The sequence below is a fragment of the Prosthecobacter sp. GW821-HT29F12 genome (assembly GCF_058803405.1).
Genome location: NZ_CM179517.1, coordinates 1,687,687 through 1,704,365, shown reverse-complemented (window position 1 = coordinate 1,704,365; position 16,679 = coordinate 1,687,687). Strand labels below are relative to the sequence as shown.

The 16,679-nt window shown below is 59.6% G+C and carries 18 protein-coding genes and 1 pseudogene; 7 read left to right on the top strand and 12 right to left on the bottom strand.

What is annotated here, in order from left to right; translation table 11 throughout:
* Positions 1–1,023 (top strand): hypothetical protein, encoded by a 1,023-nt coding sequence (locus AC3RLQ_RS07205; RefSeq protein ID WP_493035692.1) that lies wholly within the window; start codon positions 1–3, stop codon positions 1,021–1,023.
* 195 nt (positions 1,024–1,218) lie between these two features.
* Positions 1,219–2,094: a hypothetical protein gene (locus AC3RLQ_RS07200; protein ID WP_493035690.1), complete on the top strand. Its 876-nt coding sequence runs from the start codon at positions 1,219–1,221 to the stop codon at positions 2,092–2,094.
* An 84-nt stretch (positions 2,095–2,178) separates the two neighbouring features.
* Here AC3RLQ_RS07200 and nth read toward each other — a convergent pair whose 3' ends face one another.
* From nth to AC3RLQ_RS07170, 6 genes are all read right to left on the bottom strand, one after another.
* Positions 2,179–2,832, bottom strand: a complete 654-nt coding sequence (gene nth, locus AC3RLQ_RS07195) for an endonuclease III (protein ID WP_493035688.1) — start codon at positions 2,830–2,832, stop codon at positions 2,179–2,181.
* A 24-nt stretch (positions 2,833–2,856) separates the two neighbouring features.
* Entirely contained in the window at positions 2,857–3,336 is a 480-nt protein-coding gene (locus AC3RLQ_RS07190; protein ID WP_493035686.1) for a 3D domain-containing protein, read from the bottom strand.
* A 207-nt stretch (positions 3,337–3,543) separates the two neighbouring features.
* On the bottom strand, positions 3,544–3,993 hold the full coding sequence (locus AC3RLQ_RS07185) for a thioredoxin family protein (protein WP_493035684.1): 450 nt from the start codon (positions 3,991–3,993) through the stop codon (positions 3,544–3,546).
* A gap of 64 nt (positions 3,994–4,057) precedes the next feature.
* Entirely contained in the window at positions 4,058–4,753 is a 696-nt protein-coding gene (locus tag AC3RLQ_RS07180) for a CDP-alcohol phosphatidyltransferase family protein (RefSeq protein ID WP_493035682.1), read from the bottom strand.
* Between the two features lie 25 nt (positions 4,754–4,778).
* Positions 4,779–5,267 carry a hypothetical protein gene (locus AC3RLQ_RS07175; RefSeq protein WP_493035680.1) on the bottom strand — a complete coding sequence of 163 codons (489 nt, stop codon included), beginning with the start codon at positions 5,265–5,267 and terminating at the stop codon, positions 4,779–4,781.
* A gap of 45 nt (positions 5,268–5,312) precedes the next feature.
* Entirely contained in the window at positions 5,313–6,653 is a 1,341-nt protein-coding gene (locus tag AC3RLQ_RS07170) for an MFS transporter (protein WP_493035678.1), read from the bottom strand.
* On the opposite strand from AC3RLQ_RS07170, the gene AC3RLQ_RS07165 reads away from it, so the two are divergent.
* Positions 6,637–7,608 (top strand): hypothetical protein, encoded by a 972-nt coding sequence (locus AC3RLQ_RS07165; protein ID WP_493035676.1) that lies wholly within the window; start codon positions 6,637–6,639, stop codon positions 7,606–7,608. The genes AC3RLQ_RS07170 and AC3RLQ_RS07165 overlap by 17 nt on opposite strands.
* A gap of 32 nt (positions 7,609–7,640) precedes the next feature.
* Here AC3RLQ_RS07165 and AC3RLQ_RS07160 read toward each other — a convergent pair whose 3' ends face one another.
* Both AC3RLQ_RS07160 and AC3RLQ_RS07155 read right to left on the bottom strand, forming a co-directional pair.
* Positions 7,641–8,279 carry a DUF2490 domain-containing protein gene (locus AC3RLQ_RS07160; protein WP_493035674.1) on the bottom strand — a complete coding sequence of 213 codons (639 nt, stop codon included), beginning with the start codon at positions 8,277–8,279 and terminating at the stop codon, positions 7,641–7,643.
* Between the two features lie 8 nt (positions 8,280–8,287).
* Positions 8,288–8,662 carry a group I truncated hemoglobin gene (locus tag AC3RLQ_RS07155; RefSeq protein ID WP_461527902.1) on the bottom strand — a complete coding sequence of 125 codons (375 nt, stop codon included), beginning with the start codon at positions 8,660–8,662 and terminating at the stop codon, positions 8,288–8,290.
* Positions 8,663–8,819: 157 nt separating this feature from the next.
* Between AC3RLQ_RS07155 and AC3RLQ_RS07150 the strand changes: the two genes are divergently transcribed.
* Positions 8,820–10,487 carry a putative transporter gene (locus AC3RLQ_RS07150; RefSeq protein ID WP_493035672.1) on the top strand — a complete coding sequence of 556 codons (1,668 nt, stop codon included), beginning with the start codon at positions 8,820–8,822 and terminating at the stop codon, positions 10,485–10,487.
* A gap of 77 nt (positions 10,488–10,564) precedes the next feature.
* Positions 10,565–11,506, top strand: a complete 942-nt coding sequence (locus tag AC3RLQ_RS07145; RefSeq protein WP_493035670.1) for a tetratricopeptide repeat protein — start codon at positions 10,565–10,567, stop codon at positions 11,504–11,506.
* Between the two features lie 140 nt (positions 11,507–11,646).
* Here the strand turns inward: AC3RLQ_RS07145 and AC3RLQ_RS07140 are convergent, their stop codons facing one another.
* The 3 genes and pseudogenes from AC3RLQ_RS07140 to AC3RLQ_RS07130 all read right to left on the bottom strand — a co-directional run bounded on the left by AC3RLQ_RS07140 (position 11,647) and on the right by AC3RLQ_RS07130 (position 13,414).
* Positions 11,647–12,387, bottom strand: coding sequence for an IS5 family transposase (locus AC3RLQ_RS07140; RefSeq protein ID WP_493031932.1), 741 nt, complete (start codon positions 12,385–12,387; stop codon positions 11,647–11,649).
* Positions 12,388–12,476: 89 nt separating this feature from the next.
* Positions 12,477–13,016 (bottom strand): annotated as a pseudogene (locus AC3RLQ_RS07135) (IS630 family transposase); the annotation flags it as partial.
* On the bottom strand, positions 12,998–13,414 hold the full coding sequence (locus AC3RLQ_RS07130) for a transposase (protein ID WP_493031933.1): 417 nt from the start codon (positions 13,412–13,414) through the stop codon (positions 12,998–13,000). The pseudogene AC3RLQ_RS07135 and the gene AC3RLQ_RS07130, both read right to left, overlap by 19 nt.
* Before the next feature lie 249 nt (positions 13,415–13,663).
* On the opposite strand from AC3RLQ_RS07130, the gene AC3RLQ_RS07125 reads away from it, so the two are divergent.
* Both AC3RLQ_RS07125 and AC3RLQ_RS07120 read left to right on the top strand, forming a co-directional pair.
* A complete protein-coding gene (locus AC3RLQ_RS07125; RefSeq protein ID WP_493035668.1) occupies positions 13,664–14,041 on the top strand; it encodes a BlaI/MecI/CopY family transcriptional regulator in 378 nt (125 codons plus the stop codon).
* A gap of 12 nt (positions 14,042–14,053) precedes the next feature.
* The gene (locus tag AC3RLQ_RS07120; RefSeq protein WP_493035666.1) at positions 14,054–15,943 is read left to right on the top strand and encodes a M56 family metallopeptidase; all 1,890 of its coding nucleotides are present in this window, start codon (positions 14,054–14,056) and stop codon (positions 15,941–15,943) included.
* A 42-nt stretch (positions 15,944–15,985) separates the two neighbouring features.
* Here AC3RLQ_RS07120 and surE read toward each other — a convergent pair whose 3' ends face one another.
* Complete coding sequence (gene surE, locus AC3RLQ_RS07115) at positions 15,986–16,675, bottom strand: 5'/3'-nucleotidase SurE (RefSeq protein ID WP_493035664.1); 690 nt, start codon at positions 16,673–16,675, stop codon at positions 15,986–15,988.
* Positions 16,676–16,679 lie beyond the last annotated feature (4 nt).

Below are 16,679 nucleotides of genomic sequence, written 5' to 3'. Positions count from 1 at the left end.
ATGCGACTCGCCACCCTCATCATCGCCATCTGCACGAGTGGTGCCTGCGCCTGCACCATTCCGGTGTTCCGCTTCGCACTGGATCGCTGGGAGGCGGACAAGTTTCATCTGGTGATGCCTGCCTCCGTCGCGCAAACGCCGGAGGTGCAGGATCTGCTGCGCCCCTTGCGCGCCAATGGCAAGGCCAACCTCGACTTCTCCACCTCCAAGGACCCCGCGCAGCAGGACACCATCCTGCGCTATTCAAAGGAGAGCGAGAAGCAGGTGTGGTCGGGCAAGCTGGATGCGGCCACGCTCAGTGCCGTGCTGGATTCTCCGGCGCGCAAGAAACTCGTGCAGCAGCTGCTGGCGGGGGATTCGGTCATCTGGGTGATCGCAGACAGCGGATCGCCGGTGGATGTGCTGGAGGTGGAGCGGATCGAAAAGCGGCTCAAATTCTTGGAACAGGTGGCCTCGTTGCCGATCCAGGATCCGAACGACCCAGACAGCCAGCTTGGCCCCGGGCCGCCGCTACGGCTGAAATTCAGCACGCTCAGGCTGCGGCGCGATGATCCTGCAGAGGCCATGCTGCTGCACATGCTTGCCGGACCGAGGGGGACCTTTGATCCCACCACCACCAGCTTTGCCGGGGCGGTCTTTGGCCGGGGCAGGGTGCTGGGAGCCTGGCCGCTGGACATTCTGGATGACGCGTCGCTTGAAGACGCCTGCATGTTCCTCGTGGGCCGCTGCGGCTGCCGCCTGAAAAACGAAAGCCCCGGCTGGGACATCCTGCTCAATCTGGACTGGGAAAAGGCTCTGCCAGCAGCGGCCGCCAGCGGGGCCCCGTCTGCGGGAACTGAAGCGGCCAGCCCTCCGACTCCGCCTACGACCATCCCGGAGTTCAAACCTCTACCGGTTCCTGAGCTGGTGACGATCCTGCCCGAGATTGAAAAACCTGCTGAAAGCCACAAAGGCCGACTGATTGCCGGTTTGGCAGTGGGACTGGCCTTGCTGGTCCTGATCCCGCGCTGGCTGAGAAAGTAGCGGCACGCTTCACGAGCCCGGACCCGTTATAGGACATATAGGTCCTGTAAGGCCCATTCCATGACTGGTCGTAAACATAACGTCATAGCGACTGGATTGAATGGAAATCTCAAAGCCAAAAAAATGATTTGCCCAATCTATTGATTTGAGAGATTATTTAACATATCTAAATAATCAATAGATGCCCCACTTCTCATGAAAAGGATCCTATTTTACGCTTTCAGCGTCAGCGTTGCCTTTTGTCAAAGTGCCGTGGCTCAGACTGGTTATGGCGTCATGGGGGTTCCTCCTCCCGGCTATGGTACGCCGCCTCCGGGCTATGGCACTCCACCGCCCAATGTTCCTGCGTATCCCAATTCTTTGCCACCAGCCTCTGTTACGCCGGCAGTGACGGCCCCTCCCGGCTATGCAGATCCGTACGCCGCAGCTCCACAGCCAGGCGGCGTCTCATCGTACACGCCTCAGGGAGTGAGCAATTACAGTTCACCGCCAGCAGGTGCGGGTGCTTACGGCACACAGCCAAGCGGACCTAACATGGTCAATTTCAACAACTTGGAAGCCTATTACCGCTACGTGGCTCCCAAGGCTAACAATCTTTCTGGAGCCAACACCATTGGCGCAACGTTGACGGTGGCCCTGTTCAATCCGCTCTATTTGAAATTTGGCGCTTCATGGGGCAGCGGCGGTGGTGGCAGCATCACTGGTGCGACCAAGGGGAATTATGACTTCGCCAGCATCCAGGCAGGTGCCGGTTTCCACACTTCTTTGATCAATGAGAAGCTCACCTTTGTGGCTGAAGCTGGTCTGGTTTACGCCAGCTTGAAAGCGCAGGACACCTCCGTGAGCTTCAGCGATGGCTCCATCTATGTGCGTCCCGCATTGCGCTTCACTCCTTTGACCTGGCTGGAAGTGCAGGCTGGCGTGACCGTGAGCAGCGCGGACAAATACGACAGCAAAATGATCGATTTGTCGACTTACTTCCGGGTGCTGCCCATGTTTGATATCGGTATCGGCGGCGATTTCGGCAACACCACCCGCGCCTTCCGCACCAGTCTGCGTCTGCGCTGGTAATTTGAAAAGTGCTCATGAGCTTTAGCTCATTCGGGGCATCAGAACGTTCCTTCCTGAACGAGCTAAAGCTCGTGAGTACTTTCCTCAAGCTTTCTTGGTGCTGACGGGATTCTTCCGTTTCGCGTAGCAGGTGCGGCAGATTTCACACACAGTGCCATCGCAGCCGCGTGCGCTGCAAAACTCCCTGCCGTAGAAAATGATCTGCAGGTGCAGCTTGTTCCAGGATTCCTCTGGAAAAAGATGCTTCAAATCCCGTTCGGTCTGCAGCACGGACTTGCCATTGGTCAGGCCCCAGCGCTGGGCCAGTCGGTGGATGTGGGTGTCCACGGGAAACGAAGGAATGCCAAAGGCCTGAGCCATCACCACTTGAGCGGTTTTGTGACCGACGCCCGGGAGGCGCTCCAAGGCCTCCAGCGAGTCGGGAACCTGCCCTTGGTGCTCAGCCAGCAAGATGCCGGAAAGTTGCTTGATGGCCTTGGCCTTCTGCGGTCCCAGGCCACATGGACGCACAATGGCTTCGATTTGATCGAGCGGGGCGGCGGCCAGCGCTGCCGGGGTTTTGCCAAGCCGAAACAAGGCTGGCGTCACCTGATTGACGCGGACATCAGTGCACTGGGCTGAGAGCAGGACGGCTACCAGCAGGGTGAATGCGTCCTCATGATCCAGAGGAACAGGAGGAGAGGGGTACAACTGCCCCAGCCGATGCCGAATGTAATCCGCGCGCTCCTGCTTGGTCACTGGAGTAGGTCAGAAAAGCCGGGACTAGGAGCTGCGTTCAATGCGCGCCACCATGCGGCGGATGTGCTCGTAGCCGGTGCGCTCCTTCATGATGGACAGGCTCTTGGAAAACGATCCCCATTTGATGACGCGAATGTTCACGTTGCGCACGCCCCAGGCATTCATGGTGGCCTTGTCCGGCTTGTAGAGGTCGATGGTGTTGGTGCCCACCAAAGCAGAACCATAGTCATCCACCTGATAAACGTAGGGGAGTCCTTCGATCTGGAAAATGGTGCCTACCGGATACACCGACCAGTCGGCAGCAGCACTGCGCACATTTCCATATTTGAGCTGGGTTCCGACGGCCGTTTTGGCTCCGTAAATGATGTGGTCAGACTCGCCATGAGTGTAGGCGGTGGTGCGAACAGAGGTGATCCGAGTGCCCCGGCCGATGAAGCCTGAGGATTCACAAGACGCCAGAAGAAAAGCGGAGAGGCCGAGGAGAAGGAGTGTGTGGTATCGCATTTTTATTAACAATATCTGATTGTTAACTTTCCTTTTAGAATACTTATTGTGGGGTAAATCGCCGCTGAAATCAATCTTTGATTTTCGGACCACTTTTGAGAAAGGGGCCGAATAGGGTAAAAAAGGCAGAAGTTCCGGCCGGGAAAGGGAACTCGGTGGGCATTCCTGGCTGTGATTGAGCCAGCTATTGCGGTGGCAAAATCAGGCTCAGCTTCCGCTGCCGCTCTTGCGGGCGGCTTCAGCTTTTTTCAGCACTTTGGTCAGCTTTTTGGCGAAATCCTTGGGGGCGGTGACGTCTTTGAGGTCGTCCAAGGTGGTCTTGCCCGTTGAATCGAGGAAAAAGAGGTGGGGGATGGTGTCCACCTTGAAGCCTTCGGCGAGGTTGCTGTTGGCTTCCTCGTCGATGTCGAGGTAGGCCCAGTTGAACTTGTCCTGCAGCGGCTGCACCTCGCTGCTCGGGTAGACCTCCTTTTTCATTTTCTGACAGGGGCCGCACCAGGCGGCGGAGAAAACGAGGATAACGGGCTTGCCGTTCTCCTTCGCGGCCTTCAAAACCGCGCCAGAAGAGGTGAAGAACTTCGGGCTGCCTTTGGGGAAATCAGACGCATGGAGGCTGAGCGAGAACAGGGCGGCGAGTAAAAGGAGCGCTTTTTTCATGGGAGGTACAGGGATAGGGACGCAAGCCACGGCACGAATATTTCAACTCCTCGCGGGCACGCCATCAAAGCGCCGACTTGTCACCTGAGCGAAGCGCCTGAGCCATGACGGACAACCGTCTCCAGCACGTCCAGAGTCCGCCGAAAAAGATCAGCGTCAGCGCCAGCAGGATGCCCCAGCGTTCGTGCCCGGTCAGATGCTGGATCATTTCGATCAGAAGCCCGCCGCACAGCACGGCCATGCGGTGTTGTTTGGCCATGGGGCCGCGGAAGTCGTGCTTGCCGGTGAGGGAGGCACCCAGCACGCGGATGTAGGCTGTCCAGACCGCCGTCACCGCGCAGCACCAGCCCAGCGGAATCACATGGAAGAGCTTCACCACTCCGGGGGCTCCCGCGCCGCTGTAGCCCGCACCCACCATGATCAGCACATCTGCCACACGGTCAGGTGCGTCGTTATAAATCGCTCCCACAGGTGAGCCCTTGCCGCCTTCCACCGCCACCATGCCGTCCATCAGATTGCATACCAGCCTCATCTGGATGCAGACGAGGGCACCCAGCCAAGCTGCGAGAATGCCGGTGATGCTGCTTTGATCTCCGGCGACCATGAAGCAGGCCATGGCTCCGCTAGCAAAGACCACGCTTAACAACGAAATGGCATTCGGTGTCAGACCGGAGCGCACCAGCCATCCAGCCAGCTCATGCGCCCAGCGGGTGTCGCGGGATTTCAGACTGCGGCGTGACGCCAGATGTTCTTCGGGCACGCTCATTGGCGGAGGGAGCTCGAACTCAGCGTGCCGTGGACTTCCAGCTCACCACCCGGCCGTTGACAAAATCCGCCGTGCCTGCGGTGTAGGGAATGTAGGTCACTGAAGTGCCGCTGCCCCACATCGGATAGCCGCCGTAGCCAAAGGGGCCGAATCCACCCAAGCCGCCGTAACCGAAACCGCCATACCCAAAGCCACCGTAGCCAAAACCCATGTTCATGTTCATGGAGCGGACCGGACGCTGGCCTTCATAGGTCCAGTTTTCGCTCTCTCTGCCGCGATTGATACCCACCGAGACGGTGTCAGGACGTCCCCAGGCCAGGAACACGGCATCACGAGTCATGCCCTCACGGATCAGGCCATGCGTCACGAGCTGGCGGTCTTTGTCACTCAGTTTGGAAAACATCTGCGGGTTTTTCTCAATGCGCGTCCTGGGCGTGGAGGCGCATTGAACGAGAAAGGTGGCGATGGTCAGAACCAGACAGAGGCGGACGAAGAAGGACTTTTTCATGGCTGAGAGCATTTTGTTGCCGGTAAAGTTGTTTGTCGAATGTTCTTAATGACCTGAAGACTCTACGTTTCGTTCATCTTTGATGGTTGTAAAAACGCGCAGCATCATCCAGCCGCCTGCCACCAGCACGGTTCCAGCAAACCACCACGGCCACAGTCCCAGTGCTGCGGCAAACACGCGGGGATCGTCCGCGCTCAGGTGCAAATGGCCGCCCACCCAGCTGGTCTGCCAGCCGAAAAGCAGGGTGAGGCTGCCGTAGGCCAGATTGATCGTGAGCCCGCGAAAGCTCAGCGCGGTGGCCCGCTGTTCGGAGTCCACGATCTCATTGAGGTAATGGGACAGGAAGAACTGCAGGAAGCGCATACCGAGGAACAGCGGCGTGACCAGCACGATGCCCGTCCAGCCTTGCTGCGGATGCGCCGCCGCCAGCAGGCCGCCAAACACCACGAGGCCGAGCCAGAGAAAATTCTGCCGCGCGGTCATGACCTTGGCGCTCGTTTCCATCAGGCCTGCGGTCACCAGCCCGAGCAGAGACACCCCGGTGCCGATGACGCCATACCAGCCTTCCTCGATGCCGACGAGGCGGTAGAAATTGCTGGCCACGGTCAGGAAGAGACGGATCACACTGTCAAAGACCAGCCCGAACAGAATCAGCGCGAAGGCGGCTTTCGTGCGCCAGATCCAGCCGCCTGTCTGCAGGATGGAGATCCAGGTTTCGCGGATGCTCTGCAGCAGGGGAGTCTTGGGGGCGGGAGCGCGCACTTCGGTCATGCGCAGGGTCACCACCAGGCATGCCAGCGCCGTGCCCAGGCCGAGCAGCAGCGGCAGCTTCATGGACACCTGCTTGGCCACCGTTACATCCAGGCCAATCCAATGAAGCGCCGTCGTCAGGCTGTTCGCATCATAAAGTACCGATCCGGTGATCGAGGACACCACAAAGCCCAGGGCCATACCACGTGAAAGCTTCGCCATGATCTGAGGCCACAGCGTCGTGCGTTCCGCGGCCGGCAATGAGTCATAAGCCAGCGCCTCATCCGCTCCACTCGCGCAGGCCTCGGCGGCGCCACTGAGCACGCGGTTCAGGACAAACAGCCACAGCACCAGGTCATGGTGGCCCGGCTGCATCAGGCACAACACCGCCATCTCCAGCACCATCAGCACACCTGCCGCCACCACCAGCGGCCTGCGGCCAAAGCGATCGGCCAGCGCCCCTGAGGGCACCTCCAGCACCACGCTGGTCAGCGCCCACACCACATTCAGCGCCGCGAATTCACCGATGCTCAGGCCCAGATCGAGGAACAGAATCGTGAACACCGGGTAGTAAAACCGGCAGTTGAAGAGGATGCGGAACCATACAAACAGGCGTGCATTGGAATGCTCAGGCATGCCTCTCTCTACGCTTCAAATCAGGACGCGGGCAATGCAAAGCGGCGGAAAACCGAACGCGATGCCTTGCAGGGCGCGGCCAGATGCTTCAGGGATTTCCTGCCTGCTCCGGACATGCCGGGAATTGCGCTTCACCCAGCTTTCAATCTTGCCGCGGGACACGGGTCCATTCATTCTCCTTCGCATGCACCCGAGTGATTTTTCTATTCGAGATGATGAGGTTTCGTCGGCCGCTGCCGGGATGACCGCCGTGGTTTCCAAGATGCTCGCACAGCGCGAGACTTATCTTGACCGGGCCAGGGCATGGATCGCATCACCATCCTTTGAGGAAGTTTACCAAGACCTTCACCACGGCGTCCTTTTCAAAGTTTTGCTCACGTTGCTTGGCAAAGGACCGTCGATGAAAATGCGCAGTTCCAAGCTGCGTGCAGGCTATGCGCGTCTTGCCCGGGAGGGGGAGCTCCTGTTTGCAGGAGTGGTGATTGCCAACAAGGGGATTTTCTCAGACGATTTGGACTTCCGCTATCCCATGGCGATTGTGGCTTCAAGACGCCAGGAAATTGAGTCGGTCGTGCAGACGGCCGTTTTGGCGGAGCTCATGGCAGACGCTTACATCGAAGGCGGATCGGAAACCATGCCTCAATGCGCGCGCATTATTGCGAATGACACATACAGGGCCTTGCGCCGCCAGGTGCTGCCCATCGAAGAAACCATGGGACTGCAGGCTGCGATGTTCGATGTCAGAGTCTCCATGAATGAACTGGTGGGAGATGGGGAGCCGTCTGTGTTTGTTCCGCTGCTGGTTCATCCTGGTGGCGGTCCCTTTGCGGTGGTGCCATGGCCCATTTTGCATGGCAAGGCGGTCCCGGCTCAAAAATCACTGCCTCCGCCACTGCCTCAGACCCCGGCATCTGCTCGACAGGGGCCGCCACCCATTCCTGGCGCAAAACCATAAATCACCAGGCAAAGCCGCCATTTTTCCGCGCTCTAAAATCGGATCCTCAAATACGTGCCCAGCACGGATTCGCTTTTCCAGGTCGTCTTGGTGCGCTTGGAGTCGATCATGTAGAAGAGGTCGAGGTCCATCGAATCGGTGAGCTTGAAGGTGAGGCCCAGCGGGATGAAGCGGTTCTCGGTGGGGCGGCGAAGATGCAGATCCATCAGACACTCATCGCTGGCATAGAGGCGTGTCAGCGGGCCCAGCGGCTGCGGCAGTGTCCAGGCGAGCTGCATGCGGTGCCGGGTGCGGTTTGCCGTGGAGGGGGCTCCTTGGTTCTCGCGCCATTCCATGCGGTTGCGCCAGTCCAGACGCACCTGCTTTAGTTCGTAGTGGGGATTGATTTCCAGCTCCGGGCGCAGCTGGTCGTAGCGGTCGTGCGTGGCGGTGTTTTCGAGCCTGAGCATCGACAACCCCAGTCCGAGATCCAGCCATTTGGCTGCGGCAAACTTCACGCGCGGGCTCACCATCTGCGCGTAGAAACCGTCCACTTCATCGGCAAAGTTGCCCATGAACACACTGCCGGTCCACGGCGGCTTGCGGTAATAGTCCACATTCGACCAGGCCCACCACTCATCGGCTTGTGCGGTCAGAGTTGAAAGAAGGCAGAGGAATAGCAGCAGGCGCATCCGGTGAATCAGTAGGAGGCGCCGATGATCTCGTTGGTCATGGCGTTGATTCGTTCGATGACTTCATCCGTTTCCTCCTGGGTCACTCCCATGTCGAGCAGCGTCTCCACCAGATGACCGGTGAAGCGGGCGAAGTGCTGCCGGGTGATGCCCCGCCCATGATGCGTGTGCGCCAGAGGACGGCCGCTGTACTGGATGGGTCCGCCGGTGGCCATGACAAAGAACTCGCGCTGCATGGCGTGAAGTTTCTCCAGTTCGGTGTGGATGAAAAAGGGCCCGAGTTCAGGATCGGCCAGCACGCGGACATAAAAGGCGGGAATGAGGGCGGAGATCATTTCTTCACCACCGAGACGTTCATAGAGAGAGGGTTTGTTCGTATTCATGCAGGGATGCTTTAAGCACAAACAGCGCCGCCATGCCGGGGCAAATCAGTGCAGGCCAAATCCGGCGCAGCGAATGCCAGCCTGCGCGTGATGCCCACACAAGAATGGCACACAATCCCGTTGCGCCACTGGCACTAAACATGCCTATGAGAAAGGAATGTCATTTCTTCAGCAACTGCATCTGGACAATCCCGTGGCCTGCGACCTGCTTACCTTCAGCATCGTCATTCTCGGCGGCATCGGCCTTGGCCACATTCGTTTCCGGGGAGTCAAGCTGGGCACCGCGGGCGTGCTCTTTGCCGGTCTGGCCGTCTCTCATTTTGGGATGCGTCCCAATGCGGAGGTGGCGCACTTTATGAAGGAGTTCGGGCTGGTACTCTTCGTCTTCGCGCTAGGCATGCAGATGGGGCCGGGCTTCTTTGCCTCGCTGCGGCGGCAGGGACGCATGCTGAATGCCTATGCTTTCGCCTTGGTGTTTTTGGGGGCCGTGGTGGCTTTGGCCGGGGGCTGGATGCTGAACATGCCGCTGCCTGCCGTGGCGGGTTTGTTTGCCGGTGCCACCACGAACACGCCCGCACTCGGAGCCGCGCAGCAGGCGCTTGCCTCAGCGCATGTGGACCCGGCGCTGGTCACGCTGCCGGCGCTTTCCTATGCGGCGTCTTATCCATTGGCCATTGTTGGGATCATTGTCTCACTCATTCTTCTGCGGGTGTTCTTCAAGGTGGATGTGACGCAGGAGGCGGAGACCTTCCGCCAGGAGCAGGGGGCTGGCATCGAGCCGCTGCAACGCATGAACCTGCGGGTGGAGAATCCAAACCTTGACGGTGTGGCCATCGCCAGCGTTCCCGGTGTGCAGGAAACCAGCGTCGTCATCTCGCGGCATCGCGCAGCCGCTGAGGCTGAAGTCACCGCCGCCACGCCGGAAACGAAGCTGCATGTGGGCGATGTGATCATGGCCGTGGGGACGCAGACGCATCTGGAGCAGTTCCGTCTGGTCATCGGCAGCGTGAGCGAGGAGAACCTCATGAAGGCTCCAGGCAGGATCACCTACCGGCGAGTGGTGCTCACCAACAAAAAGCTGCTGGGCAAAACGGTGCGCGAACTCGGCCTCGATCACTTTCACGGCGTCGCCGTCACCCGCGTGAGTCGTGGGGATTTGATCTTCACCGCGCTCCCCGATTTACGCCTCCAGTTTGGCGACATGCTCCAGCTCGTGGGCGACGAGGACTCTCTTAGTGCAGCCACGCAAAGGCTCGGCAATGCGGTGCAGATGCTGCAGGAAACGAAGTTTGCCGCCATCTTCGCGGGCATTCTTCTCGGGGTGCTGCTGGGCCTCTACCCCATCCGTATCGAGGGGCTGCCAGCGCCGGTGCGTCTGGGACTGGCCGGCGGGCCGCTCATCGTGGCCATCCTGATGAGTCATCTGGGGCGACTTGGCCCCATGGTGATGCACATGCCCATCAATGCGAACCGCGCCCTGCGTGAGCTGGGCATCATCCTCTTCCTGGCCAATGTCGGTCTGCTTTCCGGTGAGCATTTCGCCGCCACGGTTTTCTCGGCGCAGGGGCTGCAGTGGGTGCTGCTCGGCGTGCTCGTCACCATGCTTCCACTGCTCCTGGTCGGGTTTGTGGCACGAAAATTTCATCGTGTGAACTTCATGACGCTGTGCGGTCTGCTTTCCGGGGGCATGACCGATCCTCCCGCGCTCGCCTTTGCCACCACCATGGCTCGCAGCGATTCACCCGCAGTGGCCTACGCCACGGTGTATCCGCTCACCATGCTGCTGCGCATTGTGGCGGCGCAGGTGATTGCCCAGCTTGCCTGAGGAGGGAGCTGTTTCGTTTCAACTCCCCGCTAAAAATACAAGACATCCGGCGCACTTGGCGTTCCTTGCGGCCTGCCATGAAGTCAACCATCGTCGCTTTTCATCTTGCCGCACTCCTCTCGGGCTCTGCCGTCATGTATTCTGCGGAGACACCGCCTGCTGAAGTCAAGCTGCCGGAAAAACTGCCTGAGGACCTCAAGAAGCAGGCGCTGGAGTTCAAGAAACAGCAGGCGACCGTGCGTGAGTACATGCAGGCGGGCAAATATGCGGAAGCCGAGCCGGTGCTGCGCTCCCTCATCACAGCTTTCAAGAGCTACTTCGGTCCAGGCAATGCACTGCTGCCGGAGTGCCAGGGAGCGCTGGGCACCTGCCTGCGCGCGCAGGGCAGACCAGCGGAGGCGGAGATTGAATTCCGTGCGTCATGGGAAGGACACGTGAAGTACTCAGGGGCGGACAAACCTGAGACGCTGCGCATTCACAACGCTCTGGCGGAGACGCTGCACGAAGAAGGGAAATTTGAGGAAGCGGAGAAGGAGATCCGTGCAGTGGTCAAGGAAATGACCAAAGTGTACGGAGCCGAGCATGCTGCGACCTTGCTGAACCGCACCAACCTTGCCGTGGTGCTGGGCGATCAGAAGAAATTTGCCGAAGCGGAGAAAGAACTGCGGGACGTGGTCGAGATCGATGTACGCGTTCTCGGCATCGACAAGCAGCCGACCCTCATGGCCCGGGGCGCTCTGGCCGTCAACCTGCGCGAGCAGGGCAAGCTGGCGGAAGCCGAGCAGGAGTTCCGAAAAGTACTGCTGTTTATGGACATCAATCCCGGCGAGGCGCACGTGGACACGCTGACGTTCCGCTATCAGTTCGCCCTTTGCCTGACGCTGGAAAAGAAATATGCCGAGGCCAAAAAGGAAGCCGAGGCGGGGCTGGCGATGGCGAAGAACAAACTGGGTAATGATCACCCCACAACGAAAGAGCTGCAGCAGCTCGTCACGACTCTGCAAAACGCTCCCAAGTGAGCTGCATCAAAGCTTAGGACGAAATCTTCCAAGGACGCGCAGAGCGCATCCTTGCCGTCCAGCATGGCGCGTGCCGTAGGGCTGGTAGGGAACCGCTGTGCGGGTCCGAAGTTTCGGGTCTAGGCGGTGTTTGAAAACCCTCATCGGCCGTATTGAAGCCAGTCGATGACGGCAGCAAACTCGATGAGCGAGAGGAAATGTGCGGCGAGTTTGTCTCGCCGAGTGCTGGCACAAGCCCAGCGCTTCAGACGGCAGAAGTAGTTCTCAATGCGATAGCGCTGTCGGTAAAGTTTACGGCTGACCTTGCGCTGGATTCCACATCTGGCTCTGCGTGGAATGCAATGGGTTGCCCCGAGCAGTTGAAGCTGCTGACGTAGCTTGTCACTGTCGAAGCCTTTGTCGCCAACCACGCACAGCCCTGCAGGGTTTCCCAGCAGCGGCAGAACATGGTGCCCTTCATAGGCCTGTCCTGCGATGAGCAGCAGGTTCACTGCAAGCCCCCGCCCATCAGTAAGGGCCATGATCTTGGTATTGCGGCCTCCTCGCGTTTTGCCCATGGCCTGCTTGTCTGCGCCACCTGCAGGATTTGCAGCACACTGATGAACCACCACATGCGTGCCATCCACAAGCCTGATGCGGTTCCTGGTTTTGCGGGAGACCATGGTGAGCATGCGCTTCCAGAGACCTTCGCGCGCCCACTGCCGATGCCAGCCATAGATGGTGCGCCAAGGACCAAAACATTCGGGCAGGTCACGCCAAGGACCCGCGTTGCGCAGCCGGTAAAACAAGCCTTCAAGAACAAGATCCAGCGACGCTCGCGGACGGCCGCCAATGTTCAAAGCACCATTTTTTTGAGTCGCTTTTTGAGCGGCTCCCACCATGCAAAGCGTTGTGTTTTCATCGGTTTTCTCTCATGCCACAAATGCTTTCCTTGGGCAATCGAGGGTTTTCAAACACCGCCTAGAGCATATTAAATAATACTATAGCCACAAGAAGCAAACCAACCTGCAGCGTCTTTGGCTGTGATTTTTGAGAATGCCAGACTGATGGCTTGGTCGAGTTGCTCGGGGGTGCGGGCCTCGGCGCTGCGCAGCAGCGCTTTGATCTTGCTCCACATTTTCTCAATGGGATTGAGGTCGGGCGAGTAGGCCGGCAGGAACCGCACCTCCGCTCCTGCTGCCGCCACCAAGCGCAGCACTTCCGGACTCTTGTGCACCGCGAGATTGTCCATCACCACAATGTCACCTTGCTTGAGTGTTGGGCAGAGCACCTGGCCGATATAGGCCACAAAGGCGTCGGTGTCGGCGGCTCCTGCCAGGTGCATGCAGGCCGTGGTGCCATCGAGCCGGATGGAGGAGATCATCGTGGTGCTCTGCCAGCGGCCACAGGGGGCTGCGGCATGCAGCCGCCGCCCACGGGGTGCCCTGCCGCGCAGGCGCGTCATGTTGGTCTTGGCACCGCTCTCGTCGAGAAAGACCAGCCGCCAAGGCTCTAAGCCGCCTTGCCGGCGCTTCCAGCAGCGGCGTGCTTTGCGGACGTCCTCCCGGTCCTGCTCGGCGGCGCGGAGCGTCTTTTTTTATATGTCAGCCCCATGTCCACGAGCACATAATGAATCGCGGGCAGCGTGCACTTCAGCCCCAGAGCGTCGCGCAGTTCGGCCAGCGTCATGTCGGGCTTGCGTTTGAGCTGCTGCCTAATGGTCATGCGGTGCTCAGCCACAATGAGCTTCTTGCGTCCGGCGAGGTGGTGCCGGGACTTGATGCTGCCGGTCTTGCGACGCTGCTGGAGGAGCTTTTTGACCATGCCCAGCGAGACGCGAAAGCGCCGTGCGATCTCATCACGCGTGCCTTCACCTTTGTCATACGCGCTGACGATGCGTTCACGCAAATCAAGGGAGAGTGTTGCCATGCCCAATGCATAGCATATCCCCGCCCAATGGCTACATTATTATTTAAAATGCTCTATGGCGTCGCGGGCGTTCAAACAGGTGCGCCGCCCTGGGAATGTGGAGAGGCAGCAGATGTGTGACGCCTGCCACGCAGGTTTGCAGGTGTGATTTGACCACACTCCAGGGAAAACAGCTCTGCATGAATCATGTGCTAATTATTTAGCACATGGGGCTTGCGTTGATCCGGCTCGATGTGCTAATAATTTAGCATGTCAGGGAAAGCCAGCCAGTTAAGCCGTCGCGAACGCCAGATAATGGACATCATCTACGCGAAGGGAGAGGCCACCGCCTCCGAGGTCGCGAGTGCCATGACGGATGCCCCGAGCTACTCCGCCGTGCGCGCCTTGCTGCGCATCTTGGAGGAGAAGGGGATGCTCAAGCATCGCGAAGACGGCAAGCGCTACATCTTCCTGCCCACCGAGCCCATCCAGAAAGCCAGCCGCTCCGCGCTCAAGAACATCGTGAACACCTTCTTCGAAGGCTCGCTGGTGAACGCCGTCGCCGCGCTGGTGGATGGGCGTGAGAAAATTTCCCCCGAAGAGATCCAACGCCTCGAGTCCATCATCAAACAGGCCAAGAACCGCTAAGCCAACCCTCCTATGAATCCATTGCTGTTCCACGTCATCGACTTGCTGGCCAAGAGCGCCGGCATCGTTCTCCTCGCTTTCGCCACGCAGAGCCTCTGGCGCAGCGCCTCCGCCGCGCAGCGTTGCGCGGTCTGGCTGGCGGCGTTTTTGGTACTGCTCCTGTTGCCGGTCACACTGCTATGGCAGCCGCAATGGTCCATTGCTCTCATGCCGTCAGCGCCGGAGATGCCATTGCCCGCACTTAGCGGTGCGATCACGCAGTCAGCTTCGAACCCCACTGTGCATACAGCCTCACCTGAAGCGCAAAGCTGGCTGCCCAGCTTGAGCGCTGCGCAGTGGATCGCGCTGGTATGGCTCACAGGCTTTGCCTCCCTCCTCGCTCATCGGATTGTGGGCAGCCTGCAACTGAGCCGTTTGAGATCCCAAAGCCATCCTGTGCAGGACGAGCACGCACTCGCACTCACCGCACGCGTGGCGGCGGATCTGGGCGTGAAGCGGGGCATCTCGCTGCGCATGGCGTCCAACGTCGCAGTGCCGCTGACATGGGGCTGGATGAAACCGGTGCTGCTGCTGCCGACAGAGGCGCTGGATTGGGACGAGGCGCGTCTGGAAGCCGCGCTGCGTCATGAGATGGGACACATCCGCCACTGCGATGCGCTGACCCGTTTGATCACCTGTTTCATCACGGCTGCCTACTGGCCGAATGTGCTCGTTTGGCTTGCGGCCAAATCATGGCGCATGGCGCAGGAGCAGGCGGCGGACGATTTGGTCATCAGTGCGGGTGCGGTGGCGGAAAACTATGCGCTGCAACTGCTCGATGCTGCACGCACCGTGCAGGCAGCCGGGGGGCTGCGTGCTCCTGCCATGGCCATGGCTCAGCCGTCAACTCTTGAGACACGGCTCTCGGCGATCATGGACGATTCGCGAAACCGCAGTTCCTACAGCCTGCGCGGCGCGCTCACCGGTCTAGCCACTGCCTTCGCGGTGCTCGTGCTGTGCGCCACAGCGCAGTTGCGTGGGGCTGATGAAAAACCGGCGCAGGCTACGATTCACAGCAGCAAGCTTCGTGACAAAGCCAGGGAGATCATCCTGACAAAAGTCAAATTCAGTGACACCACTCTGCTGCAGGCCGTTGAGTACCTGCAGGCCAAATCCATTGAACTGGATCCGCAGCACACCGGACTGAACCTCGTCATCGAAAAGCCCGACTATGAAAAGGGTGCTCTAATCTCGCTCGATCTTACCAATGTGCCGGTCAGCGAAGCCCTGCGTTACGTCGCTTCCTTGAGCAACCGGGAGGTGCGTTATGAGGCCATGGCCATCGTGATCGCTCCCATGCCTGCGCCAGGAGACATGGTCACCCGCTCCTACAAGCTGCCTGCGGGTGCAGCCGCAAAAGTCGCCAATGCCAAAGAGTGGCTGTTCAGCCAGGGAGTGGTCTTTGATGGAGGTGCCTCAGCAGCACTCGTCGCAGGCGGCACTCAACTCGTGGTCAAAAACACCCAGACGCAGCAGCGGGTTGTGGAAGACCTGATCAGCACTCTCGTGACAGGAGACGCAGGTGGGCCTCCAGGAACTGCGGTCCCTGCTGCGCCCGCAGCTAAGCCGTCACCACTGATTGCCAAAGCAGAGTCTATCGTCATTCCGACAGTGCAGTTTCGCAGCGCGACGCTGCCTGAAGCGCTGGAGTACCTGCGCGCCAAAGCGCGTGAGTTTGATCCCGGCAAGAAAGGCGTGAGCATCCTGATCCGCGAGTCCGACGTGCCGCCGAATGTGGAAATCTCCCTGGATCTCAAAAACGTCCCGCTCACCGAGGCGCTCCGCTATACGGCGGAACTCGCGGGGCTGGACCTGGCAGCTGAATCCTACGCCTTCATCCTCAAACCCAAGGCTCCCAAATAGACGGCTGCATGGGAGGGGGCTGCCTGCTCGTAGCAGGCAGTCTCAAACATGCAGCAACGACACGGAGACCTTGCCGCTGAAGCAGGTCTCCACATCCGAGCCGGGATCACGCGGGCGTGAGGCATAGGAGGCGGAGTAGGCATAGCCGTGCTCCTCTTTTCGATAGCTCACATTCAAAGGTGAACGCGCCGGATGGCAGAGGATGCGCGGCGGCAGCACGCTCTGATCCACTGGAAGATGGGGGATATTAATGTTCCAGAAGGTGCTGCGTGCATGGTCTTGAGCGTGCCTTTCCTTCACGATCTCCGCCATCCAGGCGGCGGTGCGCTGCCAGTCCACGGTGAGTTCTCGGATCATGTAGTGAGACAGTGCCATGGAGCGAATGCCATGGTAGGCGGCCTCGCGGGCTGCGGCCACGGTGCCGGAGATGACGATGTCCTGCCCCATGTTGCCACCCGCATTCACACCGGAAAGCACCAGATCAGGTTTCAAATCGAGCGCAAACAAGGCCAGCCGTACGCAATCCGCCGGGGTGCCATGCACAGCGTGGCGGTTCTCTCCGAGTGTTTCCACCCGCAGATGCTGATGCGTGGTGACGCGGTGCCCGCACTGGCTCTGCTCCGTGGCCGGAGCCACGATGGTGTATTGCCAGCCAATCTGCTGCACCGCATTTTCCAAAGCCTGCAATCCCGGGGCGGAAATGCCGTCGTCGTTCGTGAGGAGGACGTGCATGGGT

What these genes read in the sequence shown, in the direction of transcription:
- AC3RLQ_RS07205 (WP_493035692.1), top strand. Translation starts at nt 1, where the DNA reads ATGCGACTCGCCACCCTCATCATCGCCATCTGCACGAGTGGTGCCTGC.
- AC3RLQ_RS07200 (WP_493035690.1), top strand. Translation starts at nt 1,219, where the DNA reads ATGAAAAGGATCCTATTTTACGCTTTCAGCGTCAGCGTTGCCTTTTGT.
- AC3RLQ_RS07190 (WP_493035686.1), bottom strand. Translation starts at nt 3,336, where the DNA reads ATGCGATACCACACACTCCTTCTCCTCGGCCTCTCCGCTTTTCTTCTG.
- AC3RLQ_RS07185 (WP_493035684.1), bottom strand. Translation starts at nt 3,993, where the DNA reads ATGAAAAAAGCGCTCCTTTTACTCGCCGCCCTGTTCTCGCTCAGCCTC.
- AC3RLQ_RS07175 (WP_493035680.1), bottom strand. Translation starts at nt 5,267, where the DNA reads ATGAAAAAGTCCTTCTTCGTCCGCCTCTGTCTGGTTCTGACCATCGCC.
- AC3RLQ_RS07170 (WP_493035678.1), bottom strand. Translation starts at nt 6,653, where the DNA reads ATGCCTGAGCATTCCAATGCACGCCTGTTTGTATGGTTCCGCATCCTC.
- AC3RLQ_RS07160 (WP_493035674.1), bottom strand. Translation starts at nt 8,279, where the DNA reads ATGCGCCTGCTGCTATTCCTCTGCCTTCTTTCAACTCTGACCGCACAA.
- AC3RLQ_RS07155 (WP_461527902.1), bottom strand. Translation starts at nt 8,662, where the DNA reads ATGAATACGAACAAACCCTCTCTCTATGAACGTCTCGGTGGTGAAGAA.
- AC3RLQ_RS07150 (WP_493035672.1), top strand. Translation starts at nt 8,820, where the DNA reads ATGTCATTTCTTCAGCAACTGCATCTGGACAATCCCGTGGCCTGCGAC.
- AC3RLQ_RS07145 (WP_493035670.1), top strand. Translation starts at nt 10,565, where the DNA reads ATGAAGTCAACCATCGTCGCTTTTCATCTTGCCGCACTCCTCTCGGGC.
- AC3RLQ_RS07140 (WP_493031932.1), bottom strand. Translation starts at nt 12,387, where the DNA reads ATGGTGGGAGCCGCTCAAAAAGCGACTCAAAAAAATGGTGCTTTGAAC.
- AC3RLQ_RS07130 (WP_493031933.1), bottom strand. Translation starts at nt 13,414, where the DNA reads ATGGCAACACTCTCCCTTGATTTGCGTGAACGCATCGTCAGCGCGTAT.
- AC3RLQ_RS07125 (WP_493035668.1), top strand. Translation starts at nt 13,664, where the DNA reads ATGTCAGGGAAAGCCAGCCAGTTAAGCCGTCGCGAACGCCAGATAATG.
- AC3RLQ_RS07120 (WP_493035666.1), top strand. Translation starts at nt 14,054, where the DNA reads ATGAATCCATTGCTGTTCCACGTCATCGACTTGCTGGCCAAGAGCGCC.
- surE (WP_493035664.1), bottom strand. Translation starts at nt 16,675, where the DNA reads ATGCACGTCCTCCTCACGAACGACGACGGCATTTCCGCCCCGGGATTG.